Here is a 25,557-nt window from a genome sequence, read left to right as displayed (position 1 = left end):
GAAAGATATTGAAATTAACATAAAAATTAAACAATTCAGCATAACAAAAAGTATGTTACCCCGGCAGTACCGGGCCAACATACTAATACAAACAGGGTAGGACTGGATAGTGAATGATCAAAGGCTGGAACACTACAGGTTAAGCATCGTAATGATCTCTGTCTGATAGATTCCGTACAGTGAGGACATTCTTGATAATTTGGATAAAGTCAGGTGAAGCCTTGGCTTCCAGCGCCAATTCATAGATGTTTATTAATTGTTCGTCAGACAATAGCTCAAGTGATGAGGGGCGCGGAGAAGGATGAAAGTAAGTTTCCATTGAATTCCTCCATCATGGTTGAGAGTGTTAGGGAACGCTTGATATCTATTCAAAGGATACGAATCTATTTAAATGGTACCATCTGGAAGAAAATCCGTCTGCTGTCATTCGCCCTCTGAATTTATCTTTACATAAGTTGGATAATATGTGATAATAATTGATTTTGAGTTGGGGAGAGGGGGAGTAGGATTGACGGGAGCGCTTTGGATGGACGCTCCGCAAACGGACCGTTGTTTGGGTCGCTGTTGTCCCCAGATTTTATTGATTCTCCTTAGCGGTGAAAATCCGGGGACAAAGGCGACCGCTGACGCTTTTACGCGGGTCGTTCCGTTCTCTCCGCTGTTTAAGCGGGGGACCATCCAATCATTTCAAAAGGTGAAATTTCTCAGAGCCAAAAAAAGAGCGATCCTCCAATAACGGAGAATCGCTCTTTTTTGACATTTTAAGGACAGAAGATAAGTCCTTTATACATCGGTTTGGCGTGTACTCAGGTATTTCTTGATTCTGGATTCATTGGATTCTGATACAGTAGCAAATTGTTCTCCTTGATTGAACAGAACGATCTTCCGTTCCGAATCATAACCGTCAATATTGCCAATGTTCACTACATTACTGCGGTCAAGACGTTCAAAGCCTATGCCCCCGTATGCTGCATATAAATCGGAAAGAGTGGTGGGGAGAACAAATTCGCCTTCTTTCGTATGGACGAATATTGTATTCTTATGGTTGGAGAAATACAATATATCTTCTTCCCTGATACTAAGGGAGGAACCGTCGTTTAGTAAGATACGCATGTTTTCCCCATCCTTGTGTGATTACTTACGCAATTCTTTTGGTGCTTCCGGGCTGTGAATCGCTGGCTTCATAATTGAAACAAAGAAACGTGCAGATCCAGCAAGAACGGCAGAGGCTTTTTTAGCAATAGTTTTTTTCAACGTTGTCCCCCCTTGTCCAAGGAATTACTGTTAATGATTGGACTAAAAACGCCAATCCGATTACAGCCGAATGAAGGAAAAAATTAGAGGATACTATTACTATAGAAACCAACTTCAATATAGGATATATAGAAGTGGGAATTCTTGCATTTTGGTCCGGGTTTGGAGCAAATAAAACTACTATTACTAAGCTGATAATATTAATGATCCAAAGTGCTGAGTCTGAAGGGGAAATTAGTGAAGGTAACAAGGTACTTAATAAAGTAGTGACAATATTACATGCCATAGCTGTCTTTAAATGAAAACCGCCAGAGGTTAGGCGTAGTATGCAGAAGCATAGCAGAAAGGTTAAACATTCTTCAAAACGGCCGAAAATAAGACCTATGAATGCTGTACTCACTATGATTAACAGTGTGTTTAAAATAATGCCCAATGAGTATTGCATGACTTCAACTGAATGGGTTTCCTCAGGATTTGCATTTTTGATTGCAATTGCAATTCTATTAGCTAATGAATTCATTGTGAGTTCGATCCTTTTTATATGAAAGATATAGGTAAGCATAGAGCAGAACGGCATAAACCATGGGCATGAGGAAGAAATATTGCGAATATCTTTGTGTTAGGATCACCATTAATATAACAAAGATTAAGGATGGTGCACTTAGAATAAAGATTTTGATTTCACGAAGTTCAATGTTTACTTTGACATTTTGTTTGTCAGGAACGAAATCAAATCCTTTTCTCTTTTTGCCTATATAAAACCCAGTAATCATTGCAGAGATAGCAGAAATAAATTGAAGAATAAAAACACCCATTGTCGTATAAGGCAAATCCAGATAGTACAAGCCTGTTAATTTCAGAATGAAGTAGCTTGTGGACTGAATGAGCATATAGGCAAGGTATGTTAGGCCAGTCATAGAAACAGCATAAAAAATATGAATTCTAAACAAAAGCCATAAAAAGCAGAAGGTCAACAGATATTGAAGAGCTACATCTGTTAATATCAATTCATAATCATTACGGAGAACGTACGATACAAATGCCATAAGTACGCCAGCGAATAACATTTCTTTGGGATAAATATCAATCTTGAAAACTTTGAAAGCTAAATAAAACATTGCGTAAGTTTCCAGTATTGAAAATACCATATACAGCACGAAATCCAACATGCTTACACTCCCAAATTCCAAAGTTGCTAACTTCCTGATATTATACATAATAGGATAAAATTCAACAACAGCTTTTGACACTTTCCGGCAAATATTTCTTAAAAAATGTATTTGAGAGGAGTTTTCCCATGATCGGACGTCCAGAACAAGGCGAATACAGCGAATTTCAGTCCAGATATATTTCCCTGGTTCCGCCAGAAGGTGAATTGAAAGTGATTCTAAGAGAGCAGACCCGGCAGGTACTCGCTCTGCTCGGCGGACTGACGGAGGAGCAAGGCGCGTACCGCTATGCCCCGGAGAAGTGGAGTATCAAGGAGGTCATCGGACATCTGACGGATAACGACCGCATTATGTCCTACCGATTGCTGTGTTTCGCCAGGGGAGAGCAGGCGCCGCTGCCGGGGTATGAGGAGAATGATTACGCGGCTGCGGGTGAATTCGACCGCTTCTCGCTGCAGGAGATGATTGCGCACTACCGGATTGTCCGGGAGTCCACCTTGGCGCTGATAGATAGTCTGACAGAGGATGCCTATACCCGCAGGGGCAGCTTCGGGACTATAGCTATGTCGGTCAGAGCCCAGATCTGTCTGATCATCGGACATGAACTGCATCATCTGCGGATTCTTCAGGAACGTTATTTGAACTAGAGGGCTACACAGGGACAGGAGGGGAGCGCATGGCAAGCGTACTGAAAGGCATCTGGCATTTCTTCATCCCGAGGGAGCGCACATTAATATACACCACCTTTGACCAAGGACAATATTTCAGAGTCAAAAGCCGCCTCTCGGCAGCAGGCGTACCGCATCGTTCCAAGATTAACGGCGGGATGTCTGCGACCACCCAGCGGGCCGCCTTCGGAGGCAAGGCAACGGTACAGCATGAGCTGTATGTCCATAAGGAAGATGAGCACAAGGCGCTGCAAGCGATTCATTAGACTGAACAATCAAAAGGAACTGTCTCACAAGTAGGTTTCTACGGCGAAAGACAGTTCTCTTCATTCTTAATGCTACAAAAAGTGAGCAGAGCAGCCATTCTCGCGTTATTGGAGGATCGCTGCTCTGCGTTTTTGGTCATTGGTGGCAGTGGTAGCTGTCACGGCCGCCGCCGGGATAGGCAGCGTCAAAAATGGCGTTGTCCAGCCGATTGACGGCGGCATTCACGAGCGCGAACGAGGTGACTTTCCGGGATATCTTCTTCCAGATCCATTGGCAAGCAAAGTGGGTCCATGGACTATTGAATGTACAGAAAACTCTCCTTTGAAAGGGTTGTATGGTAACTCCATTTTACCAAAGGCCGGTTTCTCTTTGTGATTTTAGAAAGATTTTAGAAACTTTTCCCGCTTAAACAGCGGAGAGGACGGAACGATTGTGGAAAAGCGGAAGCGTTCGCCTTGGTCTCCGGATTTTCACCGCCAAGGGGAATGAAAAAAATCTGGAGAGCACAGCGATTGGAACAACGGTCCGTTCACGCAGCGTCCACCCAAGTGCTCACGTTGATCTTACTCCAAAACAAAGGGCTGTCCCAAGCCGCCATTTCATGGCTTTTGGGACAGCCCCTTTTGTGTTTTTCTCTATAAAATGATTAAAATCCATAACAATAGGCTAAATAGGATCGGAAGGTAATTTTACAAAGGAGGGTTCTTGTGGCATTTGCGGCAGACCGGGTAATAAGCTTCATTGCCGCCAATCTGAATCTGTTTGCCGCTGTATACGGGCTTGCCGTTCTCCACCCGAAGCGCCATCGTGGCTTTCCGTGCGCAGAACCAGCAGATAGTCTTCATTTCTTCGATCTTGTCGGCGTAGATCAGCATATATTTGCTGCCCTCGAACAGGTTGTTCTGAAAATCATTTTTGAGGCCGAAGGCCATCACCGGAATCTCAAGTTCATCCACTATACGCACCAGCTGAAGGATGCAGTCTTTGCTCAGGAACTGGCACTCGTCAATCAGCACACAGTGGGGCTTCGGCAGACTGGTGCTGACGATGCTGTAAATATCCGTATTCTCGTCGATAGGGATGGCCTGCTTGCGCAGTCCGATCCGGGAGGAGATATAACCGACTTCGTCCCGGTCGTCAAGGGATGGAGTGAAGAGGAGCACCGACTTGCCCTGCTCTTCGTAATTATGTGCAACCTTGAGAATCTCAATGGATTTGCCGCTATTCATAGCTCCATACCTGAAAAACAACTGTGCCATGTCCATCTATCCTTTCGCTGTTCAGCTTGTCTAATATTCATCCGAAAAAGGCGACCTTACTAGAGTATCATATTCGGGCCTGGGGGTGCCAGTGAAAACATTGCTCCTGCCCGGGATGTGATATAATGAACCCAATTGTGTCTTCAGCAGGTGAATGATGTGAACAGAAGGGAAGTTGGTCAGGGTGACAGAGAAATTGGAGCAATACAAGGAGCGGGTGGACCTGCTTCGGGAGAAGGGGGAGCTGGCCCCGGATACGGAGATTTTGCTGGCTGAACTGCTGGCTGAGCTGACCGAGCTTGAACGGAGCAATAAGGCACTGCGGCGGGTTATTCTGAAGTCGGGACAAGGCTCTGCCATGTCTACCCGTCTGCGGGAAGCGCTATACGAATAAACAAATGGGGTATCTTCGATGAAGCTGACATTCACTTATCTTAAAAAATACCGTGTCGCCGCCATTGCCGCGCTGGTCATGATGCTGATCGAACTGGCGGTTGAGCTGTCGCAGCCGCTGCTGATCTCCAAAATTATAGATGACGGTATCCGGCAGCAGGATACGGCTGTCGTCTGGCTGTGGGGCGGTGTGCTGGTGGGGAGCGCGGCAGTGGCTTTTCTTGCGGGAATACTCAGCTCCTTTTTTGCATCTCATACAAGTCAGGGGTTTGCGTTCGACCTGCGGGATAAGCTGTATGAGAAGGTACAATCCTTCACTTACGATGTATTCAGCCGTTTCCCGACCTCGTCGCTCATTACACGGCTGACCGGTGATGTGTCTCAATTGCAGGATACGATATTCATGGGTCTGCGGTTCATGACCCGTATTCCGCTGGTTGTGATAGGCAGCGTGGTTATGGCGCTCGTGGTGCATGTCAAGCTGGGGCTGCTGCTTACGGTAACGCTTCCGTTTCTGGTGATCTTCATGATCTGGCTGATGCGCCGGGCCTCTGAGCTGTTCCGCAATGTACAGAACCGGCTGGACGGCGTCAATGGGGTCATTCAGGAGAATCTGACCGGTATCCGGCTGATTCGTGTATTTGTGCGGATGGGCCATGAGATTGGCCGGTTTGCTGCGTTCAGCGGGGAGCTGATGAGATCGACTGTGGCTGCGCTGCGGCTGACGGAGACCTCGACACCGTTCATCATGATCATCGTGAATGCAGGGATTCTGGCAGTGTTATGGTTCGGACGCATCGAGATTTCCACAGGGGATGCGACACTGGGGCAGACGGTTGCGGTTATTAATTACTCCTTGCGCACCATGGGAGCGCTGTCAGCACTGTCCTGGATTATGGTGAGCTTCTCGCGCGCCCGGGCTTCTTCTGTGCGGATTGCTGAAGTGATGTCGGCAAGTGAAGGCCCGGGAGAGCTCGGTATGACGACCGGGAACGGAGCTACGCCAGTACAAGCTGGTCTTTCTTCACAGCATGGTCAGAGCCAGAGTGTATTCCACAAGGGCTCTGACCATCAGGCGCCTGCTGTTCAAGGTAAGGTTGAATTCCAGCAGGTCAGCTTCAGTTATCCGGGCAGTGATATTAAGGTGCTGGAGGACATCTCCTTCACCGTGCAGCCGGGCGAGCGTGTAGCGATCATGGGGGCAACCGGCTCCGGCAAATCCTCTCTGGTCACGCTGATTCCCCGCTTGTATGAATGCGGCAGCGGTATGATCCGGGTGGACGGAAAAAATCACACAGAAATGGATATACAGGCACTGCGGCGCTCGATTGGCTATGTGCCGCAGGAGGTGCTGCTGTTCACCGGCTCCATCCGTGAAAATATTGCCTGGGGGAACGACCAGGCGAGTCAGGCGGACATTGAACAGGCGGCGGCAGCGGCCCAGATTCATGAGACGGTTGCAGCGCTGCTGCAGGGGTACGACACCCAGCTCGGGCAGCGCGGAGTCAACCTGTCGGGCGGGCAGAAGCAGCGCCTGACGATTGCGCGGGCGCTGGTTCGCAGGCCCGCGATACTAATTCTGGATGACAGCACCAGTGCGCTGGATGCGGTGACTGAGGGGCTTTTGCTGGCGGAGCTCAAAAAAATGTCCTGCACGACGTTCCTGATTACACAGAAGATCAGCTCGACCGCATCGGCAGATCTTATTCTGCTGCTGGATGAAGGCCGCCTGATTGCGCAAGGGACCCATGCCGAGCTGATGGAAGAGTCCGCGCTGTACCGTAAAATCTATCAATCGCAGACAGGGGAGGCGCAGCATGTTCAAAGCACTCATTGAGCCGTTCCGCTATCCGAAGCTGGAGGTAGGTCACGGGGAGGCCAAAGTCTTCGGGGCGATGGGCAGCCGGAAGCCGAAGGCCAAGGCTAAGAACTGGTCCGGCACATTAGGACGGATATGGCATTACCTTGCGGAGCGCAGGGCCAAGCTGGTACTGGTGCTGTTCATGGTTCTGTTAAGCTCCGGCCTGTCGCTCCTTGGACCTTATCTGATCAGCCGGGCGGTGGACGATTACCTAGGCGGGGCGGGAGGCAGAACCTGGGGCATTTTCCTGCTGATACTGGCTCTGGTCTATCTGCTCAACTCACTGGTCTCCTGGCTGCAAAATGTCTGGATGATCGAAGTGGCCCAAGAGACGGTCTACCGTATGCGGACGGAGTTGTTCGCGCACCTGCACCGCCTGCCGATCTCCTTCTTCAACCGCAGGCAGCAGGGAGAAATTATGAGCCGGCTCACGAATGATATTGAGAATATCAGCTCGACGCTGAACAGCTCGGCGATTCAGATTTTCTCCAGCATCCTGACGCTGGTCGGCACCGTCGGTGTAATGCTGTGGCTCAGTCCCTTGCTGACGCTGCTGACCTTCATTGTAGTGCCGCTGATGATGCTGGGTATGCGCTGGATTACCCGGCGGACCGGTCCGCTGTTCAAGGAGCGGCAGCGCAATATGGGAGAACTGAACGGCTTCATCGAAGAAACGTTGTCCGGGCAGCGGATTATTAAGGCCTTCTCACAAGAGGAGCGGGTGATTACCGGCTTCAGGGAGCGCAATACGCGGATTATGCTGTCGGGATACTGGGCCCAAGCAATTTCGGGCTTTATCCCCAAGCTGATGAATGGCCTGAACAACCTGAGCTTTGCTATCGTTGCCGGAGTCGGGGGGCTGCTTGCGATCCGCGGGCTTGTGACGGTAGGGATTATTATCGCTTTTGCCGAATATGCGCGCCAGTTCACCCGTCCGCTGAACGATCTGGCGAATCAGTGGAATACGCTGCTGTCGGCTATCGCCGGAGCGGAGCGGGTGTTCGAGGTATTGGATGAAGAGACGGAAGCCCGGGATGAAGGCGCGGCGGTCAAGCTACAGCATGTGGAAGGAGCGGTGAAATTCTCGGGCGTGTCCTTCTCCTATGAGGGGGGCGCGGATACGCTACAGGATATTTCTTTTGAAGCGAAGCCCGGTGAGATGATTGCACTGGTTGGACCTACCGGGGCGGGTAAAACCACTCTGATCGGCCTGTTGTCCCGCTTCTACGATCCGAGCCGGGGAAGCATTACGCTGGACGGACGGGAGTTGTCCACGATTACCCGGGAAAGCCTGCGCAGCCAGATGGCCTTCGTCTTGCAGGATTCCTTTCTGTTCAAAGGCACGATCCGCGATAATATCCGCTACGGCCGACTGGATGCCACGGACGAAGAGGTCGAGGAAGCGGCGAAGCTTGCCAATGCTCATGCCTTTATCATGAGGCTACAGGACGGTTACGACCGGATGCTGTCCGTAGACGGCAGCGGCATCAGCCAGGGACAGAAGCAATTGCTGGCTATTGCCCGGGCAATTCTCGCGAATCCGTCCATGCTGGTGCTGGATGAGGCTACGAGCAGCATCGACACGGTGACCGAGATCAAGATCCAGGAAGGCCTCCAGGCGCTGATGCGCGGCCGGACCAGCTTCGTCATCGCCCACCGACTGGGCACGATCCGGGCTGCCGACCGCATACTGGTGCTTGAGGGCGGACGCCTGCTTCAGCAAGGGTCCCATGAGGAGCTGCTCCAGCAGGGCGGCCTCTACAGCGAGCTGGTGCGGGGGAGTAAAGAAGCGGCTGAGGCATGAGTGAGAAATAAGTGAGTCATAAGTGAGACATAAGTGAGTGATAAGTGAGACATTGCTGAGGCATGTGTAAGACATGGGTGAGACATGGGTGAGGCATGAGTGAGTCATAGCTGAGGCATGAGTGAGGGGAAGGGTAAGGGGAAGTGCGTAAGGCGGCAAGTGTGGTAAGTGAGGTAAGTACGATAAACGCGATAAATGCGATAAATGCGACAAGTATGGGAAGTACGGAAAGTGCAGTAGGTATTGTAAGTGCAGTAAGTGTAGTAAGTGTAGTAAGTTCAGTAAGTGCTGTAAGTGCGATAAGTACGGTAAGTGTGGAAAGTGTTGTAAGTGAGAAGAAGCGGGGTAATGCTCACACTGGTGCATACGGCGAATGGAATGCAGAAGCTGCGGCGCATGATTTATAAGGTAACTGTATTTTGTGCAATAGACATCTGATTTTTCAGCGGGAAATTGCATTCTATTGTATTTGGTACACTAGATTTTGATGATTTAGGGTGAAAAGCGGGTTTTGCCTGAATTCTGCTGTACGAAGTGCAATAGCCTCTGAATTCTGCCTGATATTACTCTTTTCTGTTGTACATTGTGCAATTGTGCTGTTGGTAAGCTCTACTATCGAACCGCATACTGTGAATCGTATCTCGTATCTCGTAATCTCACGGATAGTTGTATTTCATACAGCTATAAAGCTGCGAATTACCGAATAAGTTCGGATAGATGCATTCCGTACAACTAAGATCGGGCACATTAGTCTACCTCTCCATGGACCGAAATCGAGCATTATAGTTGTACAAACTACACTTAGCGCTTGGGTGACAGGCTCGTAGCGCATGAGAGTTAGAGTCGCAGCGCCTGAGCGATAGATTCGTAGCTCATGAGTGTTAGGCTTGTAGTGCCTGAGCGATGGACTCGTAACCCTTGAGCGATAGACTCTTAGCCTGTGAGCCGTAGACTCGTAGCGCATTCTCACAGAGCACATTGTGCTGTTCACGCGGCGTCTGGTGTGAATCGGGAGTCCTCCAGTTAAATGTTCAATAGCTAACAACAAGGGGATGCCTCGCAGCCGGTTCAATGATGGCTGGAGGCATCCCCTGCTTCTATATGTTATGAACAAAAGTTGGCTTAGGACGGGGGCTGCTCGGCTTTTTGTTTCTCTCTGAAGCGGGGGCCCACATAGTTCTTCTTGCGGTCGCGGGTCAGAATCCAGCCGCCCAGGAAGCTCATTCCGGCCAGGAACAGCACCAGTCCGCCGCCAAAATGCAGCCACGCGAAGTCCGGTACGACCGTGTCGTCGCCATGCATCGCGAAATAGTTGAACAGATCATCTTTCATCATCAGGAAGCCCGTCATCGCCAGAAGGCCGGGGATCACCAGGATCAGGATGGCAATGAAGCGTGAAATCAGCAGTTTCATAACAGTCGCTCCTCTTCGCAGCCGTTGGAATTTACCCATATGATAACGCTTCAATCTGTAAAAGTCCATGCATACATGACGTTTGTAAGTTTTGTATTACCAGCGAAAGAGAGTACAATATAATAGGTTAGGCTGAACTTTAGAGGAATGACTGGAGGATACATATCATGACAATGACCTGTGATGTGGCGATACTTGGCGGAGGTACCGGCGGTTATGTGGCGGCGATCCGCGCTGCGCAGCTGGGCAAATCCGTCGTCGTTATTGAAATGGACAAGCTGGGCGGAACCTGTCTGCACCGCGGCTGTATTCCCAGCAAGTCACTGCTGCGCAGTGCAGAGGTATTAGCGGAAATTAATGAGAGCGAAAGCTATGGCATAAAGACAACAGGCGTAGAGCTGGTGTTCCCCAAAGTGCAGCAGCGCAAGGAAGCGGTTGTGGAGCAGCTTCATCAGGGCGTGCAGTATCTGATGCGCAAGCATAAGATTCAGATTGTAAAAGGCAAGGGCCGGATTATCGGCCCGTCGATCTTCTCCCCGCGCAGCGGCGCAGTGGCCGTGGAGATGGAGGATGGCGAGATGGAGACCGTGGTCTCCACGAATCTCATCATCGCCACCGGCTCGCGTCCGCGTGTTCTGCCGGGCCTTGCGCCGGACGGTAAGGTAATTCTGAGCAGCGAGGAAGCGCTGACGCTTGAGGAGCTGCCGGCATCCATTATTATTGTGGGCGGCGGAGTGATCGGAGTGGAGTGGGCTTCCATGCTGGCTGATTTCGGTGTGCAGGTCACTGTAGTCGAAGCTGCCGGCCAGCTTTTGCCGCAGGAGGATGAAGAGGTGGCCCGTGAGCTGCTGCGCCTGCTGAAGAAGCGCGGAGTCCGGGTCTTGACCGGCACCACGGTAGATGCAGAGACTTCCAAGGTGTCGGAGACGGGGATTACGATTGAAGCCCGCAAGGGGGAGCAGAGTCAGAGCCTGTCGGCCGAGAAGCTGCTGGTATCGGTTGGACGCGTGGCGAATATCGAGAATCTTGGACTGGAAAATACAGATATCCGCTACGACAAAGGCGTCATTGCGGTGAATGCCAATATGCAAACCGGTGAACCGCATATCTATGCCATTGGGGATTGCATCGGCGGATTGCAGCTGGCCCATGCCGCCAGCCATGAAGGCATCCGTGCCGTCAATCATCTGGCGGGCGAAGCCCTCCATCCGTATGAAGCCCATCTGGTCCCGCGCTGTGTCTATACACGGCCCGAAGTGGCAAGTGTCGGTTATACAGAGAAGGAAGCGAAGCAGCTCGGCCGCGAGACCGTGACCGGCAAGTTCCCCTTCTCCGCTATCGGCAAAGCGATTGTCTACGGAATGAAGGACGGCTTCGTGAAGGTGGTTGCCGACGCGAAGAGCGGGGATATTCTCGGGGTACAGATGATTGGGCCGCATGTGACCGATCTGATCGGTGAAGCCGCCTTGGCGCAGCTCCTGGATGCAACACCTTGGGAGGTCGGTGAGGCGATTCATGCCCATCCGACGCTCTCGGAGATTATCGGGGAAGCGATGCTGGCGGTGGATGGAAGAGCAATCGGATACTAGGATACGATACAGAGGTTATACAGTTAGCCGGAAGGAGCTGAAGGCGCGTGAAGCGCCTAAATGACTCTATACCGGCTATATTAGGTCCCTGGACAGTAGCTGAGTCCAGTTTCACCCTAAAGACTCCGCGTGGTGGGGTGATTTTGGCTTTTCTTTTTGGAGGGAAAGGGATTATAATGGATTTAGTACCTGGTTATAGGATCAGGGCAAAGCACAAGCTAAGTCATAGCTTAACACATCAGGTGAACACTTCCGAGCCGGCAGAACAGTTGCGGACCCGGAACGGTTAACACCAACCAAACTTTTAGGAGGTACCTCTTATATGGAATCCCAAGGTACTGTAGAAACGGTTAACAGACATAAGCAGCTTGGACTCACTGACGGCCAGGTTATTGATATGTACAGATTCATGCAGCTGGGACGGAAATATGATGAGCGCAGTCTGCTGCTGCAGCGCGCGGGGAAGATCAACTTCCATGTATCCGGCATCGGGCAGGAAGCGGCGCAGGTCGCGGCTGCATTTGCGCTGGACCGGGAGAACGACTATTTCCTTCCGTATTACCGCGACTATGCTTTTGTTCTGACGGCGGGAATGACCACGCGTGAGCTGATGCTGTCCGTATTCGCTAAGGCGGAAGACCCCAACAGCGGCGGCCGGCAAATGCCGGGCCACTTCGGCAGCAAGCGCCTGCGTATTGTAACGGGCTCTAGCCCCGTAACGACCCAGGTTCCACATGCGGCAGGCTTCGCGCTGGCGGCCAAAATGCAGAAGAAGAAGTTCGTCTCCTTCGTCACCTTCGGGGAAGGCTCCAGTAACCAGGGAGATTTTCATGAAGCCTGTAACTTTGCGGGTGTGAATAAGCTGCCTGTCATTATATTTTGCCAGAATAACCAGTATGCAATCTCCATCCCGGCTCATAAGCAGCTTGGCGGCAAGGTCAGCGACCGTGCGCTGGGGTACGGCTTCCCCGGCATCCGGGTGGACGGCAACGATCCGCTTGAGGTCTACCGTGTAGTGAAGGAAGCCCGGGAGCGTGCGGTTGCCGGAGAGGGACCAACCTTGATTGAAGCGATGATGTACCGTCTCTCTCCGCATTCCACTTCGGATAATGATCTGGCTTACCGGACCCAGGAAGAAGTCGATGCGAACTGGAAAAAAGACGGCATCGCCGCGTTCCGCACGTATCTCACCGGACTCGGTCTGTGGAGTGACGAGCAGGAGCGTGATCTGGCTGCCGAATATAATCTTGAATTGAAAGAGGCCATAACCTACGCGGAGAATGCACCGTTCCCGAAACCGGAAGATACGCTGCTGCATGTGTACGATGAATCCGGCCTTAAGGGAGGAGCTTAAGCCATGGCGATGATGGAATATATTGATGCAATCCGGCTGGCAATGAAGGAAGAGATGGAGCGCGATGAGTCGGTATTCGTGCTGGGTGAGGATGTCGGCGTGAAGGGCGGCGTGTTCACAACTACCAAGGGACTCCAGGAGCAGTTCGGCGAAGAACGTGTGCTTGATACCCCGCTTGCGGAGTCAGCCATTGCAGGGGTTGCTATCGGCGCTGCCATGTATGGCATGAAGCCGATTGCCGAGATGCAGTACTCCGATTTCATGCTGCCCGCAACGAACCAGATTATCAGCGAAGCGGCCAAAATCCGTTACCGTTCCAATAATGACTGGAGCTGTCCTATCGTTATCCGCGCCCCTATCGGCGGCGGAATCTTTGGCGGACTGTATCATTCCCAGTGTCCTGAATCCATCTTCTTCGGTACGCCGGGACTGAAGATTGTGGCCCCATACTCGGCAGCAGATGCCAAGGGATTGCTTAAGGCCGCTGTCCGTGACCCGGACCCGGTTCTGTTCTTCGAGAACAAGAAATGCTACAAGCTGATCAAGGGCGATGTGCCGGAGGGCGACTACACGGTGCCTATCGGCGAAGCGAATCTCCTGCGTGAGGGCAGCGATATTACGGTGATCGGGTATAGCCTGCCGCTGCATTTTGCGATGCAGGCAGCGGAGGAGCTGGAGAGCGAGCATGGCGTTACCGCGCATATCCTTGATCTGCGCACGCTCCAGCCGCTCGACCGCGACGCAATTATTGCGGCTGTCCGGCAGACCGGTAAAGTGCTGATTATCCACGAGGACAACAAGACCGGAGGCATCGGCGCCGAAGTGGCGGCGATCATTGCCGAGCATTGTCTGTTCGATCTGGATGCACCTATCTTCCGCCTGTGCGGGCCTGACGTCCCGGCGATGCCGATTTCTCCGCCGATGGAGAAGTTCTTCCTGCTGAGCAAGGACAAGGTGAAGGCTGAGATGCTGCGGTTGGCGGAGTACTGATATTGGAACATGAGAATTGACATATGGAACAGCAGGTGAGCTCCTCACACTTAAGCTCACCCTGCTATGTATATTGGGCATGAATGTTGCAGTTATTGCAACTTGGATTCGGGATTAGCGGTGGGGTGGATAGATTGCTGCATGAAATGCAACAATTCACTCGCTTATCCGCTTGGATGATGAGGAATGCTGCCTTTTGTGCAACTTTTTTGACTTCTGGCCGCTTTAAGTGGTGGAATGTTGTATTTGAGGCAGGATTTCGTGCGTATGCTTTCGAAACCAGTTTGTACTAAGCGGATTCGTGAAGTATAGGCTTACCAAACTTAAGCGTATGCTTCCGAAGCCAGTTTTGTCGAAGTGAATTCAGGAAGTGTATGCTTACCAAACTTAAGCGTTGCTTCCGAAGCCAGTTTTGTCGAAGTGAATTCAGGAAGTGTATGCTTACCAAACTTTAAGGAGTGACATTATGTCTGACAATACAACGCTGACGGATGTAATTATGCCGCAGCTCGCGGAATCGCTGGTATCGGCAACCATCGGGAAGTGGCTGAAGCAGCCGGGCGATCCCATTGAGCAATATGAGCCGATCTGTGAGCTGATTACGGATAAGGTGAACGCGGAGCTGCCTGCGACGGTGGACGGCACGCTGGTTGAGCTGCTCGCGGAAGAAGGCCAGACGGTCAGCGTCGGCGAGATCATCGCCCGCATCGCAGTGGCTGGTTCCGCTGCAGCCGCGCCAAGCCCTGCCGCCCAGCCGCAGGCAGCGGCTGGGGACAGACCCGCAACTGCCGCTGTACCTGCGGCAGTATCCGGCACCGCGCCGCAGCCGCCTCACGCCGCCGCGCGGCCGGCAGCACCGGCTGCCGCGGCTTATGATGCCGCGGCTCCGATGCGCTCCCGTTACTCTCCGGCTGTGCAGACGCTGGCCGCCGAGCACGGCATCTCCCTTGCGGCCGTGCCGGGCACCGGCCTGGGCGGACGTATCACACGCAAGGATGTGCTCACGTTCCTTGCAAGCGGCGCCTCTGCCGTTCAGCCGCCGGCACCCGCAGCCACAGCACCCGCAGCAGCACCCGCCGCTGCGCCTGTACCTGACTCCGCTCCTGCACCGGCAGCGCTGCAGCCGGTGTTCCAGCCGGTTCATGATGTGCATCAGCAGGTGCGCAATTCCGGCCTGCATCTCAGTGAATCGCCGAAGATTCCGACGATTGAGATCGAAGGCGGACGGGGCAGCAGCTCGGAATATCTGATTGATGTTACACCGATCCGCAATACCATTGCGACAAGAATGCGCCAGAGTGTCTCGGAGATTCCCCATGCCTGGACGATGATCGAGGTTGATGTGACCAATATGGTGGTGCTGCGCAACAAGCTGAAGGACGAATTCAAGCGCAAAGAGGGCATTAACCTGACCTATCTGGCTTTTCTGATGAAGGCTGTTGTCAGTGCCATCAAGGATTACCCGATCATGAACTCGGTCTGGGCCGTTGACAAAATCATCGTCAAACGCGATATCAACATCTCGCTTGCCGTAGGCACGGAGGATTCCGTAATGACGCCGGTCATCAAGAAGGCCGACCAGAAGAATGTTGCCGGGCTGGCCCGCGAGATCGACGAATTGGCGCTGAAGACACGTGAAGGCAAGCTGCGGCTGGATGATATGCAGGGCGGCACGTTCACGGTGAACAATACCGGCTCGTTCGGCTCGATTCTGTCTTACCCGATTATTAACTATCCGCAGGCGGCGATTGTAACCTTTGAATCTATCGTCAAAAAGCCTGTCGTCATCAATGATATGATTGCCGTGCGGTCGATGGCCAATATCTGCCTGTCGCTGGATCACCGGATTCTGGATGGGGTCATCAGCGGACGGTTCCTGCAGCGCGTGAAGGATAACGTGGAAGGGTATACGCCGGATACGAAGCTGTACTAATTAATTCAAGTTAATCAAGGCCGCTGTGGACTCCTGGGACAGGGAGAATGAGAAGCAAAGGGGACCTTATGATCATGGATGACCTGAACTTAAGCAAACTGGAGGTTACCTATCTCCCGCTGATGGAGTACGGGGCGGCCTGGGAGCTGCAAAAGCAGGCGGTACAGGCAATTGACGCAGGTACCGCCTCCGAGCGGCTGATCCTTGTGCAGCATCCGCCTACGTACACCATCGGTTCACAGAATCATCCGGAGCATCTGCTCCTCAGCGGGGAACAGCTCAAGAAACAAGGGATTGCGCTGTTTGAGATTGACCGCGGAGGAGATATTACATATCATGGCCCCGGCCAGCTCGTCGGCTATCCGCTGCTGAAGCTGGGCGAGAACGGCAAGGTCGATCTGCACGGGTATCTGCGCAGGCTGGAGTCCGTGATCATTGCCTATCTGGAGGGTTATGGGATTACAGGAACCCGCAAGCAGGGGTATACCGGAGTATGGGTCGGCGATGAGAAAATATGTGCGATTGGCGTCAAGTTCAACAAGTGTAAATTCCGCAGAGGTTTTGTCACCAGCCATGGCTTCGCCTTCAACGTATCGGCCGGAATCGGTCAGAGCGGCTTCGCGGGGATTATCCCTTGCGGCATCGCTGAATACGGAGTGACTTCGCTTGCGGAATGCACCGGGCGCTCTTTCAGCGTAGAGACGGTGGCTTCCGAGCTGCTGCCTTATTTCCTGCAACAATTCCCGTATGAAGCGGTTGCCGGGGCGGTAAGTTCGGCCGAGTAAGGAACAGGCATACAGGCATAGTCAAACAGCGCCCGGGTCTCCCGGGCGCTGTCACTTACGCGCTAAGCGTGATTAACCGGCCATAAACGGTTCGATGACGAACAGCACTGTAGAGGCGATCATGGCGAACAGCATGATGTAGATGATGATTTTGAACCATTTTTGTCGTTGCATGAGTGACTCCTTTGAGATTAGTTTAAGTTAAGAGCGTAGGCTCTATATTGAACGCAGTACAACCATTGTAACGTATCCGCGAAAGAGAGGGAAGTCCAAGTGATATCACAAGAACGGTTAATCAATGAATTCATGGAGCTTGTCCGTATTGACAGTGAGACCCGTAATGAACGGCGGATTGCCGACGTGCTGAAGGAGAAGTTCGGCAGCCTGGGGCTGAGCGCAGTGGAAGATGATTCCATGGAGAGAACGGGGCACGGGGCAGGCAACCTGTTCGTTACCTGGCCTGCGGACAGCGGAGTGAGCGCACCGAAGCTGCTGTTCACCTGTCATATGGATACCGTGGTTCCCGGCCAGAATATCAAGCCTTCCCTGGGGGAAGACGGCTGGATCAGAAGTGACGGCAGCACGATTCTCGGAGCGGATGACAAAGCGGGACTGGCAGCTTTGTTCGAAGCGATCCGGGTCATTCAGGAGCAGAAGCTCCCGCACGGGCAGATTCAGTTTGTCATTACGACAGGCGAAGAATCCGGCCTGATGGGCGCCCGTGCGATGGACCCGGCGCATCTGGATGCAGAGATGGGCTTCGCGCTGGATTCCAACGGTGAAGTAGGGGCCATCGCCATCGCTGCGCCGACTCAGGCGCGGGTAACGATGCAGATCTTCGGCAAATCGGCCCATGCGGGTGTGAACCCGGAGGATGGCATCAGCGCCATTCAGGTAGCAAGCAAAGCGATCTCGGCCATGAAGCTCGGACGGATTGATAAGGAGACCACAGCGAATATCGGCAAGTTCGCCGGCGGCGGACCGACGAATGTAGTCTGTGACCATGTCCAGCTCGATGCGGAGGCACGCAGCATTGTGCAGGAGAAGGTGGAGCTGCAGATTGCCTCTATGCGGGAGGCGCTGGAGACTACGGCACGCGACAACGGCGCACAGAGCGAATTCCGCAGTGAGATCATCTATCCGGCGTTCAGCTTCAACGGGAATGATCCTGTAGTACAGCTGGCAGACCGTGCGATTACCTCCCTTGGCCTGACTACCCGGCTGTTCGCTTCCGGAGGCGGCAGCGATGCGAATGTGTTCAACGGTCTGAAGGTTCCGACAGTGAATCTGGCGGTTGGCTATGAGGATATCCACACGACGCAGGAACGGATCAAGGCCGAAGACATCGTCAAGGTGGCCCGCCTGGTTGTAGCGATTGTGGCGGAGAGTCTCAAAGGCTGATCAAGATTCAAGTCCTTGCAGGCACACGGCAATCCTAAGGAAGCCTGCCGGGACTAGGGAGTACAAAGAAGGAGCTGCTTCCGGGATTCACCGGGAGACAGCTCCTTCTTGTTCAAAGATAACTTATATGCTTAACGCAATACGATGCGGCATTATCCTGCCTTCGAAGCTGTGATCCGCGATTCTGCCTGGAGCAGCAGGATGTAGGAGAGGGGCATATCACGCCCGTACTGCTTCATCCACCCGGCCAGTACGGCCTTGATCTGTTCCGGTTTACCTACCATTGTAACTGCGGATGAGCTTGCTTGGACAAGACAATGATTCATGCCTGCATTCCTTCTTTCCTCTTAAGTTTGCTATAATACACCCTATGCATAACCATGCCAAAGGAGACCACCAATCTATGAAAAAAGATGAAATCAATAGCAATCCCGCCTTGGATGAAGAAACGTTATCGACGAAGCCGATTTTTAGCGGAAACATTATATCCCTCCAGGTAGACACCGTGAAGCTGCCGGACGGCAATACCGCCACCCGTGAGGTTGTGAAGCATCCGGGAGCCGTAGCCGTACTGGCGCTGAATGACGGCAAAATGCTGGTAGTGGAGCAGTACCGCCAGCCGATGCACCGGACCGAAGTGGAGATTCCGGCAGGCAAGCTGGATAAAGGCGAAGATCCGCTGGCCGCTGCGGGCCGTGAGCTTCAAGAGGAGACGGGCTTCCACAGCGGCGGGCTGAAGCTGCTGAAGTCGTTCTACACCTCTCCCGGCTTCGCCGACGAGATTATTCACCTCTATGTGACCGAGGACGCCCAGCCGGGTGAGATGGCGCTGGATGAGGATGAATTCCTGGAGGTCTCCGAGCTTACGCTGGAGGAGGCGTACCAATATATCGCAGATGGACGTATTGCCGATGCCAAGACCATGATGGCTGTCTACGCCTGGCATCTCTATACGCTGACTGGACAATGGCACTAGAGGCGGCGCTTCAGAGCATATACTGTGACCTGCACGTGCATATCGGGCGGACTTCGGAGGGGCAGGCGGTCAAAATCAGCGGCAGCCGCGACCTGACCTTCGCCGGGATTGCCAAGGAGGCGGCGGAGCGCAAGGGGATCGGCCTGATCGGCATCATCGACAGCCATTCCCCGGGGGTGCTGCGGGATATTCATGCTGCGCTTGACTCCGGCGAGATGACGATAGCAGAAGGCGGCGGAATTGCCTACAGGGGGACAACGATCCTCCTGGGGACCGAGATCGAGATCCGTGAGCCCGGGCGGCGGGAGTGCCATGTCCTGGCCTTTATGCCGGACCTTGGGACGATGGAGGATTTCAGCCGCTGGATGAGCGCCCATATGCGCAATGTGAATCTCAGCTCCCAGCGTCTCTATGCCCCCTCCAGGGAGCTGCAGGACGAGATTACGGGACGGGGAGGGCTGCTGATTCCGGCACATATTTTCACTCCGCACAAGGGATTATACGGCTGCTCAGCGGAGCGGATGGCTGAACTATTCGACCTGGACCGCATCGCGGCAGTGGAGCTTGGCCTCAGCGCGGATTCGGAGATGGCCGGATATATCTCGGAGCTTGACCGCTACAGCTTCCTGACCAATTCCGACGCCCATTCTCTCGGCAAAATCGGCCGCGAATATAATGTGATTGAGATGCAGCAGCCTTCGTTCCAGGAGCTGAAGCTGGCCCTGATGCGCTCGGAAGGACGCCGGGTCAGCGCCAACTTCGGGCTGAACCCCCGGCTGGGCAAATATCACCGCACGTATTGCGGCGGCTGCGGCAGCATTATTGATGAGGCCTATGCCACTTCAGAACGCTGCCCGTACTGCGGCAGTCCGAAGCTGGTGCAGGGCGTGCTGGACCGCATTCTGCACATTGCCGACCGTCCACTGCCCCAGGTCCCGCAGCATCGGCCGCCGTATCATTATCAGGTGCCTCTGGAGTTCATTCCCGGGCTAGGCAAGCGTAAGCTGAATACGCTGCTGGAGGCGTTCGGAACAGAGATGAATATTCTGCATCAGGCGGGTGAAGCCGAGCTTGCTGCAGTTGCCGGACGGGAGCTTGCCGAGCTGATTGTGCTTGCCCGTACAGGCGGGCTTGCGCTCTCCTCAGGAGGCGGAGGCACTTACGGCAAGGTGATCAGGACCTAAGGACAAGTCATAGATCGGGACATTCCCTCATATGGTGTAACATGTGACCGGAAAGGGGAATGTCAGGTGCGCAGTTTAAGGCTGATGCTGAAGGAACAGACGCCACTTTATATTTTTGTCGCGGTATTATTTCTGGTCGGGGTTGTATTCGGAGCGCTCATCGTCACTGCACTTACGCTGGATCAGCAGCAGGAGCTGGGGGATTACTTAAGCAACTTCTTCGTGACCGTTGATCAGCAGGGACTGCCTGCCGCGCAGGATTCGTACTGGAGTATCGCTGCCTTTCATCTGAAATGGGTCGGCCTGATCTGGGTTCTCGGCTTATCCGTGATCGGGCTTCCGGGGATTCTGATTCTGGATTTCCTCAAAGGCGTGCTGATCGGCTTCACCGTCGGCTGTCTGGTCAGCCAGTACTCCTGGCACGGGATGTTGTTTGCGCTTGTCTCTGTGGCCCCGCATAATCTGGTGCTGATTCCGGTGCTGCTGGTATGCAGTGCGGCAGCCCTGGGGTTCTCCCTGCTGATGATCCGCAGCCGGGTGCTGGGACAGCAGCGCCGCACTCAGGTGACCCGGCCTTTCTTGATGTATACTCTGCTCTCCTTGGGGATGGCACTGCTGGTGATGGGGATCTCGGGATTCGAGGCCTGGGTTACGCCGGCGATGATGCGATGGGTGACGCCAATGCTGGTGTCGGCAGGGTGAGGGAGCGGCCCGGACGGTTCTGGCCGTCCAGACTAATATTCAGACATTCAGAGCGTGCTTCTCCATGTGCTAAAAGCGTTTGACTTCTCAAACGCAATCCCCCTATAATGGAAGAAGTGGCTTGAAGCCCGGTGCGGTAATTTTCCAAGGGGGAGGCAGACAATGGAAGCCCGGATAGACAAAATTAAGCAACAACTACAATCCCAAGGATACAAGCTAACACCTCAACGGGAAGCGACCTTAAGAGTTCTCCTGGAGAACGAGGATGATCACTTAAGCGCTGAAGATGTATTCATGCTAGTGAAAGAGAAGGCCCCAGAGATCGGTCTTGCCACCGTATATCGTACCCTGGAACTGCTTAGCGAGCTTCATGTCGTGGAGAAGATCAACTTCGGAGACGGTGTTGCCCGCTATGATCTGCGTACGGATACGGCGAAGCATCATCATCATCATTTGATCTGCGTGCAATGCGGAACCATGGATGAGATTCGTGAGGACTGGCTGGGACCGCTGGAAGAGCGGCTGGAGAAGGAATATAATTTCACGGTTGTTGACCATAGACTTGATTTTCACGGAATTTGCTACCGCTGCAGGGACAAGAATAATGCAGACGGCAATACTCCCGAATAAGCGTATATAGAACCTGAACTCATATACAGATGAGGAATTACCGCGCAAGCTCTCCCCGGCTGAATGGCTGGAGGGAGCTTTTTCACTTAAGTATACATAACATAATCCTCCGGCGCATACAGTGAAGGACGAGTTCTGTACGAAGCAGATTCAAGCTGCTATATCAACTCATCTTTTGAGGAGGAATGTCCGGATGATTGTTTCTCTGCCCCGAACTGTGCGCCGGCTGTACTTCATGACTCTGCTGGTTGCGATAAGCTGTGTGCTGTATTATGCCTTGAGCTGGGTCAGCGCATGGATCAGTCCGGCCCGCAATGTTGAAATTCCGGAAGGCACAGCCGTCCGGGCGTTTCAGGATGTCCAGTACAGTGAGCAGGGGCTTAGCGCCGCCGACCGCCTGCGTCTCTACTACTGGTATGGGGAGTAACGGCTCCGCTTGAAGGATAAAGGAAGAGGACTGTCGAATCCTTCTATAGCATGTCATGGAACGTATGGCTGTTCCGGCTGCTGGACCTAAACCCGCTGCGAAGCCGCATGAAGCAGCCTGAGTATGACAGGAGCGTGAATTGATGAAGTCACACTTGCAGCCGTTTATGCAGTATTTGTCCGGGGACAAAGGATTGTCTCCTAGTACACTGGAATCCTATGGACGGGATATTTCGCAGTTTCTGGAGTTTACGGAAGAACGCGGGTTGACCGCAGGGGAAGAGATCAGAAGATCACATATCATGCTCTATCTGGGTTCCCTGCGCGGAGCGGGCAAAGCAGCGGCAACGGTGAACCGCAATACGGTGTCGCTGCGTGCCTATTTTCATTATTTGCTGAAGGAACGGCTGATCGGCCAAGATCCCACTCTGGATATGGAGGCCATCAAGCCGAGCAAGAAGCCGCCGATGATTCTTAGCATTGAAGAAATCGAGCGTCTGCTGGCTGCTCCAGATGAAGCCGCTCCCCAGGGGATGCGCGATAAGGCTATGCTGGAGCTGCTCTATGCAACAGGTATCCGTGTGACGGAGCTGATCTCGCTGAATGTGGAGGATGTGAACACGGCCTTGCGGTTCGCACGCTGCAGCGGCGCCTCCGGCAAGGAGCGGGTGGTACCGATTGGCAGGATCGCTGCGGACAATGTGGCCCGCTACACCTCGGGGATGAGGGACAAGCTGCTGCGCGTTAATCAGGAGGAGCCTGCGCTGTTCCTGAACAGTCTGGGCGGACGGCTGACCCGGCAGGGCTTTTGGAAAATCATCAAAAAATACGCGCGTGAAGCCCGGATCGAGCAGGACATTACCCCGCATACCCTGCGCCACTCCTTCGCTGCGCATTTGCTGGAGGGCGGGGCAGACCTGCGTTCCGTACAGCAGATGCTGGGCCATTCCGATATATCGACCACGCAGATTTACAGCGGAATTGCCCGCAAGAATATGAAGGAAGTCTACGAGAATCACCATCCCCGGGCGAAGCTGCCGGATCTATAGGATGAGGCAGCCCTGGAAGTGCCGGGCGACGGAAAAAGATGCTTTTTGTGAGTAAGAAAGTTATGATGGAATCATACTGAAGAAACAGCTCCCGGGAGAGGCTCTCCCGGAGTTTCTTCCTGCTTAGAGCAGACTCTAAGATTATGCAAACTACTGAAGGAGTGAAGACGGCAATGTCCTCATTTAAACGCATCGGATTTATTGTTCTGGATAGTGTAGGTATCGGCGAAGCGCCGGATGCCGCTAATTTTGGAGATACAGGCTCCCATACGCTGGGACATATTCTGGAACGGGTTCCGGGTCTTAAGCTTCCGAATCTGCAGCAGCTCGGACTTGCCAATATTGCTCCGCTCCCGCCGCTTGAACCGGTAGCAGCCCCTAGAGGCTATTACGGCAAAATGCAGGAGGTGTCGGTAGGCAAGGATACGATGACCGGTCACTGGGAGCTGATGGGGCTGAAGATCGAGGTTCCCTTCAATACGTACTTCGACGGCTTCCCTGCGGAGCTGATCGAGAAATTTGAAGCGGCCACCGGACGTAAGGTTATCGGCAACAAGCCGGCTTCCGGCACCGAGATTCTCGTTGAATACGGCGAGGAGCAAATGAAGACCGGCGCATGGATTGTATACACTTCGGCGGACAGCGTATTCCAGCTGGCAGCGCATGAAGATATCATTCCTCTGGAGGAACTATACAGCGCCTGCAAGATCGCCCGTGAGCTGACGATGGCCCCGGAATTCTCAGTAGGCCGCGTGATCGCCCGTCCTTATGTCGGCGAGCCGGGGAATTTCGTGCGTACGCCGAACCGGCATGATTATGCGGTGAAGCCGCCGGAGCCGACGGTGATGAATGCACTCGAGGATATCGGCAAGGATGTCATTGCGGTAGGTAAAATCAATGATATCTTCACTGGCGAAGGAGTTACGGCTACGTACCCTACAAAGAGTAATGAGCACGGCATCCAGATCACCATTGATGAGCTGCGTAAGCCATTCAATGGGTTCCTGTTCACCAATCTTGTGGACTTCGACTCCCTGTACGGCCACCGCCGTGACCCTGAAGGCTACGGCCGTGCGCTGGAGGTATTCGATCAGGCGCTGCCTGAGCTGCTCTCGACCCTTGGGGAAGATGATCTGCTGATCATCTCCGCAGACCACGGCAATGACCCCATTCACGCCGGAACGGATCATACGCGTGAGTATGTGCCGCTGCTGGTCTACAGCCCGAGATTCAAGACTCCGGGCAGTCTGGGCATCCGCCAGACCTTCTCTGATGTGGCGGCTACCATTGCCGATAACTTCGGGGCGAAGGCGCCGCAGTATGGGACGAGTTTCCTTTCAGAGCTTGTCTAAATATCAAACCAAGATGAACTTAAGGAAATAGCCAACAAGCTTGAAGGAACAAAGGGGATATTTGGAACTGTAGGAGCGGTAGCGACCGCCTTTGTCACCGGATTTCTACTGCGTGGAGCAGTATTCAATCAAGAAATCTGGGGACAACAGCGGCCGGAAGTCCAAATATCACCGCAGTGACGAATCCGCTTTGCGCTGGTAACTTAAGTTCATCCCACACACCCCAAGGAGGAACCACCCATGACCACAGTAACCTCAACCCATATCCAAGAAGCAGCCGTATACATCAAAGATAAATGTACCGTCGCCCCCGAAATCGGGCTGATCCTGGGCTCCGGCCTCGGTGTTCTGGCGGATCTGATCACAGAAGAAGTAGTCATTCCTTATCATGAAATTCCCCATTTCCCGGTGTCCACGGTGGAAGGACATGAAGGCGAGCTGCTGATCGGCATGATTGAAGGCCGCCGCGTGGTCATGATGAAAGGCCGCTTCCACATGTACGAAGGCTATGGCCCAGAGACTACAGCGTTCCCGGTACGCGTAATGAAAGAGCTTGGCGTAACCAGCCTGCTGGTAACCAACGCTGCCGGTGGAGTTAACACCGATTACACCCCCGGCGATCTCATGCTGATTACCGATCACCTGAACCTGACCGGGCGCAACCCGCTGACCGGACCGAATGACAATGCTCTGGGCGTACGGTTCCCGGATATGTCTTCCGCGTACAGCCCGCGCCTGATTGCAGCCGCCAAGGAGGCTGCTGCAAGTATGGGCTTCGAGTTCAAGGAAGGGGTATACGCCGGTCTGCTCGGACCGAACTATGAGACCCCGGCTGAGATCGTTATGCTGCGCCGCCAGGGAGCAGATGCCGTAGGCATGTCTACCGTGTCGGAGACCATCGTAGCCCGTCATGCGGGGATAGAAGTGCTCGGGATCTCTTGTATCACCAACATGGCTGCGGGTATTCTGGAACAGCCCTTGAACCATGCAGAGGTGATGGAGACAGCGGAGCGTGTACGCGAGCAGTTCCTGAAGCTGGTGCTGGCTTTTATACCGAAAATGTAAGATCTGCTTCATGCCATAGAACACCCTATAATA

The 25,557-nt window shown here is 53.2% G+C and carries 30 protein-coding genes; 21 read left to right on the top strand and 9 right to left on the bottom strand.

The annotated features are described in order from the left end of the window. Positions 1–139: 139 nt before the first annotated feature. The 5 genes from HQN87_RS06410 to HQN87_RS06390 all read right to left on the bottom strand — a co-directional run bounded on the left by HQN87_RS06410 (position 140) and on the right by HQN87_RS06390 (position 2,423). Positions 140–319 carry a sporulation histidine kinase inhibitor Sda gene (locus HQN87_RS06410; RefSeq protein WP_173129495.1) on the bottom strand — a complete coding sequence of 60 codons (180 nt, stop codon included), beginning with the start codon at positions 317–319 and terminating at the stop codon, positions 140–142. Positions 320–783: 464 nt separating this feature from the next. Then, a complete protein-coding gene (locus tag HQN87_RS06405) occupies positions 784–1,113 on the bottom strand; it encodes a LytTR family DNA-binding domain-containing protein (protein WP_173129492.1) in 330 nt (109 codons plus the stop codon). Positions 1,114–1,134: 21 nt separating this feature from the next. Next, positions 1,135–1,254: a cyclic lactone autoinducer peptide gene (locus tag HQN87_RS06400; RefSeq protein ID WP_173129489.1), complete on the bottom strand. Its 120-nt coding sequence runs from the start codon at positions 1,252–1,254 to the stop codon at positions 1,135–1,137. Next, positions 1,235–1,774: an accessory gene regulator ArgB-like protein gene (locus tag HQN87_RS06395; protein WP_173129486.1), complete on the bottom strand. Its 540-nt coding sequence runs from the start codon at positions 1,772–1,774 to the stop codon at positions 1,235–1,237. Before HQN87_RS06395 ends, HQN87_RS06400 begins: the two co-directional genes overlap by 20 nt. Beyond that, complete coding sequence (locus tag HQN87_RS06390) at positions 1,758–2,423, bottom strand: hypothetical protein (protein ID WP_173129483.1); 666 nt, start codon at positions 2,421–2,423, stop codon at positions 1,758–1,760. The genes HQN87_RS06395 and HQN87_RS06390 overlap by 17 nt, the downstream gene beginning before the upstream one ends. Before the next feature lie 128 nt (positions 2,424–2,551). Between HQN87_RS06390 and HQN87_RS06385 the strand changes: the two genes are divergently transcribed. The 3 genes from HQN87_RS06385 (at position 2,552) to HQN87_RS32040 (ending at position 3,733) form a co-directional block, all read left to right on the top strand. Further along, the gene (locus HQN87_RS06385; RefSeq protein WP_173129480.1) at positions 2,552–3,070 is read left to right on the top strand and encodes a DinB family protein; all 519 of its coding nucleotides are present in this window, start codon (positions 2,552–2,554) and stop codon (positions 3,068–3,070) included. Between the two features lie 29 nt (positions 3,071–3,099). Continuing rightward, complete coding sequence (locus HQN87_RS06380; protein ID WP_173129476.1) at positions 3,100–3,357, top strand: hypothetical protein; 258 nt, start codon at positions 3,100–3,102, stop codon at positions 3,355–3,357. 142 nt (positions 3,358–3,499) lie between these two features. Further along, positions 3,500–3,733: a hypothetical protein gene (locus tag HQN87_RS32040; RefSeq protein WP_216857170.1), complete on the top strand. Its 234-nt coding sequence runs from the start codon at positions 3,500–3,502 to the stop codon at positions 3,731–3,733. A 314-nt stretch (positions 3,734–4,047) separates the two neighbouring features. Here HQN87_RS32040 and HQN87_RS06375 read toward each other — a convergent pair whose 3' ends face one another. Further along, complete coding sequence (locus tag HQN87_RS06375) at positions 4,048–4,617, bottom strand: thymidine kinase (protein ID WP_173129472.1); 570 nt, start codon at positions 4,615–4,617, stop codon at positions 4,048–4,050. Positions 4,618–4,801: 184 nt separating this feature from the next. Between HQN87_RS06375 and HQN87_RS06370 the strand changes: the two genes are divergently transcribed. The 4 genes from HQN87_RS06370 (at position 4,802) to HQN87_RS06355 (ending at position 9,082) form a co-directional block, all read left to right on the top strand. Then, complete coding sequence (locus tag HQN87_RS06370) at positions 4,802–5,011, top strand: hypothetical protein (protein WP_173129469.1); 210 nt, start codon at positions 4,802–4,804, stop codon at positions 5,009–5,011. Between the two features lie 18 nt (positions 5,012–5,029). After that, positions 5,030–6,847: an ABC transporter ATP-binding protein gene (locus HQN87_RS06365; protein WP_173129466.1), complete on the top strand. Its 1,818-nt coding sequence runs from the start codon at positions 5,030–5,032 to the stop codon at positions 6,845–6,847. Continuing rightward, positions 6,828–8,675, top strand: a complete 1,848-nt coding sequence (locus tag HQN87_RS06360) for an ABC transporter ATP-binding protein (protein ID WP_173129462.1) — start codon at positions 6,828–6,830, stop codon at positions 8,673–8,675. Before HQN87_RS06365 ends, HQN87_RS06360 begins: the two co-directional genes overlap by 20 nt. 215 nt (positions 8,676–8,890) lie before the next feature. Continuing rightward, positions 8,891–9,082: a hypothetical protein gene (locus tag HQN87_RS06355; protein ID WP_173129459.1), complete on the top strand. Its 192-nt coding sequence runs from the start codon at positions 8,891–8,893 to the stop codon at positions 9,080–9,082. 715 nt (positions 9,083–9,797) lie between these two features. Here HQN87_RS06355 and HQN87_RS06350 read toward each other — a convergent pair. Continuing rightward, positions 9,798–10,088: a DUF2627 domain-containing protein gene (locus HQN87_RS06350; protein WP_173130154.1), complete on the bottom strand. Its 291-nt coding sequence runs from the start codon at positions 10,086–10,088 to the stop codon at positions 9,798–9,800. Positions 10,089–10,255: 167 nt separating this feature from the next. Here HQN87_RS06350 and lpdA point away from each other — a divergent pair, with 167 nt between their 5' ends. The 5 genes from lpdA to lipB all read left to right on the top strand — a co-directional run bounded on the left by lpdA (position 10,256) and on the right by lipB (position 16,739). After that, on the top strand, positions 10,256–11,677 hold the full coding sequence (lpdA, locus tag HQN87_RS06345) for a dihydrolipoyl dehydrogenase (protein WP_173129456.1): 1,422 nt from the start codon (positions 10,256–10,258) through the stop codon (positions 11,675–11,677). Between the two features lie 322 nt (positions 11,678–11,999). Then, a complete protein-coding gene (locus HQN87_RS06340; protein WP_173129453.1) occupies positions 12,000–13,031 on the top strand; it encodes a thiamine pyrophosphate-dependent dehydrogenase E1 component subunit alpha in 1,032 nt (343 codons plus the stop codon). 3 nt (positions 13,032–13,034) lie between these two features. After that, entirely contained in the window at positions 13,035–14,021 is a 987-nt protein-coding gene (locus HQN87_RS06335; RefSeq protein WP_173129450.1) for an alpha-ketoacid dehydrogenase subunit beta, read from the top strand. Between the two features lie 466 nt (positions 14,022–14,487). Further along, entirely contained in the window at positions 14,488–15,954 is a 1,467-nt protein-coding gene (locus tag HQN87_RS06330; protein WP_173129447.1) for a dihydrolipoamide acetyltransferase family protein, read from the top strand. 47 nt (positions 15,955–16,001) lie between these two features. After that, positions 16,002–16,739: a lipoyl(octanoyl) transferase LipB gene (gene lipB / locus HQN87_RS06325; RefSeq protein ID WP_436836456.1), complete on the top strand. Its 738-nt coding sequence runs from the start codon at positions 16,002–16,004 to the stop codon at positions 16,737–16,739. 72 nt (positions 16,740–16,811) lie between these two features. On the opposite strand, the gene prli42 is transcribed toward lipB, so the two are convergent. After that, entirely contained in the window at positions 16,812–16,913 is a 102-nt protein-coding gene (prli42, locus tag HQN87_RS06320) for a stressosome-associated protein Prli42 (RefSeq protein ID WP_173129444.1), read from the bottom strand. Positions 16,914–17,012: 99 nt separating this feature from the next. Here prli42 and HQN87_RS06315 point away from each other — a divergent pair, with 99 nt between their 5' ends. Continuing rightward, positions 17,013–18,140 carry a M20/M25/M40 family metallo-hydrolase gene (locus tag HQN87_RS06315; RefSeq protein ID WP_173129441.1) on the top strand — a complete coding sequence of 376 codons (1,128 nt, stop codon included), beginning with the start codon at positions 17,013–17,015 and terminating at the stop codon, positions 18,138–18,140. A gap of 152 nt (positions 18,141–18,292) precedes the next feature. Here HQN87_RS06315 and HQN87_RS06310 read toward each other — a convergent pair whose 3' ends face one another. Continuing rightward, a complete protein-coding gene (locus HQN87_RS06310; RefSeq protein WP_173129438.1) occupies positions 18,293–18,466 on the bottom strand; it encodes a hypothetical protein in 174 nt (57 codons plus the stop codon). Positions 18,467–18,543: 77 nt separating this feature from the next. On the opposite strand from HQN87_RS06310, the gene HQN87_RS06305 reads away from it, so the two are divergent. The 8 genes from HQN87_RS06305 (at position 18,544) to HQN87_RS06270 (ending at position 25,524) form a co-directional block, all read left to right on the top strand. Next, positions 18,544–19,116 (top strand): NUDIX hydrolase, encoded by a 573-nt coding sequence (locus HQN87_RS06305; protein WP_173129434.1) that lies wholly within the window; start codon positions 18,544–18,546, stop codon positions 19,114–19,116. Then, on the top strand, positions 19,107–20,300 hold the full coding sequence (locus HQN87_RS06300; RefSeq protein ID WP_173129431.1) for an endonuclease Q family protein: 1,194 nt from the start codon (positions 19,107–19,109) through the stop codon (positions 20,298–20,300). Before HQN87_RS06305 ends, HQN87_RS06300 begins: the two co-directional genes overlap by 10 nt. Before the next feature lie 66 nt (positions 20,301–20,366). Beyond that, positions 20,367–21,002, top strand: a complete 636-nt coding sequence (gene spoIIM / locus HQN87_RS06295; protein WP_367272668.1) for a stage II sporulation protein M — start codon at positions 20,367–20,369, stop codon at positions 21,000–21,002. A 162-nt stretch (positions 21,003–21,164) separates the two neighbouring features. Continuing rightward, positions 21,165–21,632 (top strand): ferric iron uptake transcriptional regulator, encoded by a 468-nt coding sequence (gene fur, locus HQN87_RS06290; protein ID WP_173129427.1) that lies wholly within the window; start codon positions 21,165–21,167, stop codon positions 21,630–21,632. A gap of 193 nt (positions 21,633–21,825) precedes the next feature. Beyond that, positions 21,826–22,059: a DUF4227 family protein gene (locus tag HQN87_RS06285; RefSeq protein WP_173129424.1), complete on the top strand. Its 234-nt coding sequence runs from the start codon at positions 21,826–21,828 to the stop codon at positions 22,057–22,059. A 142-nt stretch (positions 22,060–22,201) separates the two neighbouring features. Next, a complete protein-coding gene (gene xerD, locus HQN87_RS06280; protein ID WP_173129421.1) occupies positions 22,202–23,107 on the top strand; it encodes a site-specific tyrosine recombinase XerD in 906 nt (301 codons plus the stop codon). Positions 23,108–23,280: 173 nt separating this feature from the next. Next, positions 23,281–24,459 carry a phosphopentomutase gene (deoB, locus tag HQN87_RS06275; RefSeq protein ID WP_173129418.1) on the top strand — a complete coding sequence of 393 codons (1,179 nt, stop codon included), beginning with the start codon at positions 23,281–23,283 and terminating at the stop codon, positions 24,457–24,459. A 240-nt stretch (positions 24,460–24,699) separates the two neighbouring features. Next, positions 24,700–25,524, top strand: a complete 825-nt coding sequence (locus HQN87_RS06270) for a purine-nucleoside phosphorylase (protein ID WP_173129414.1) — start codon at positions 24,700–24,702, stop codon at positions 25,522–25,524. The last annotated feature ends 33 nt before the right edge of the window (positions 25,525–25,557 follow it).

The sequence above is a fragment of the Paenibacillus tritici genome (assembly GCF_013204885.1).
GTDB classification, from domain to species: Bacteria; Bacillota; Bacilli; order Paenibacillales; family Paenibacillaceae; genus Paenibacillus_AQ; species Paenibacillus_AQ tritici.
Note: the sequence above shows the minus strand (reverse complement) of the source record. Positions and strands in the feature narration are given on the sequence as shown.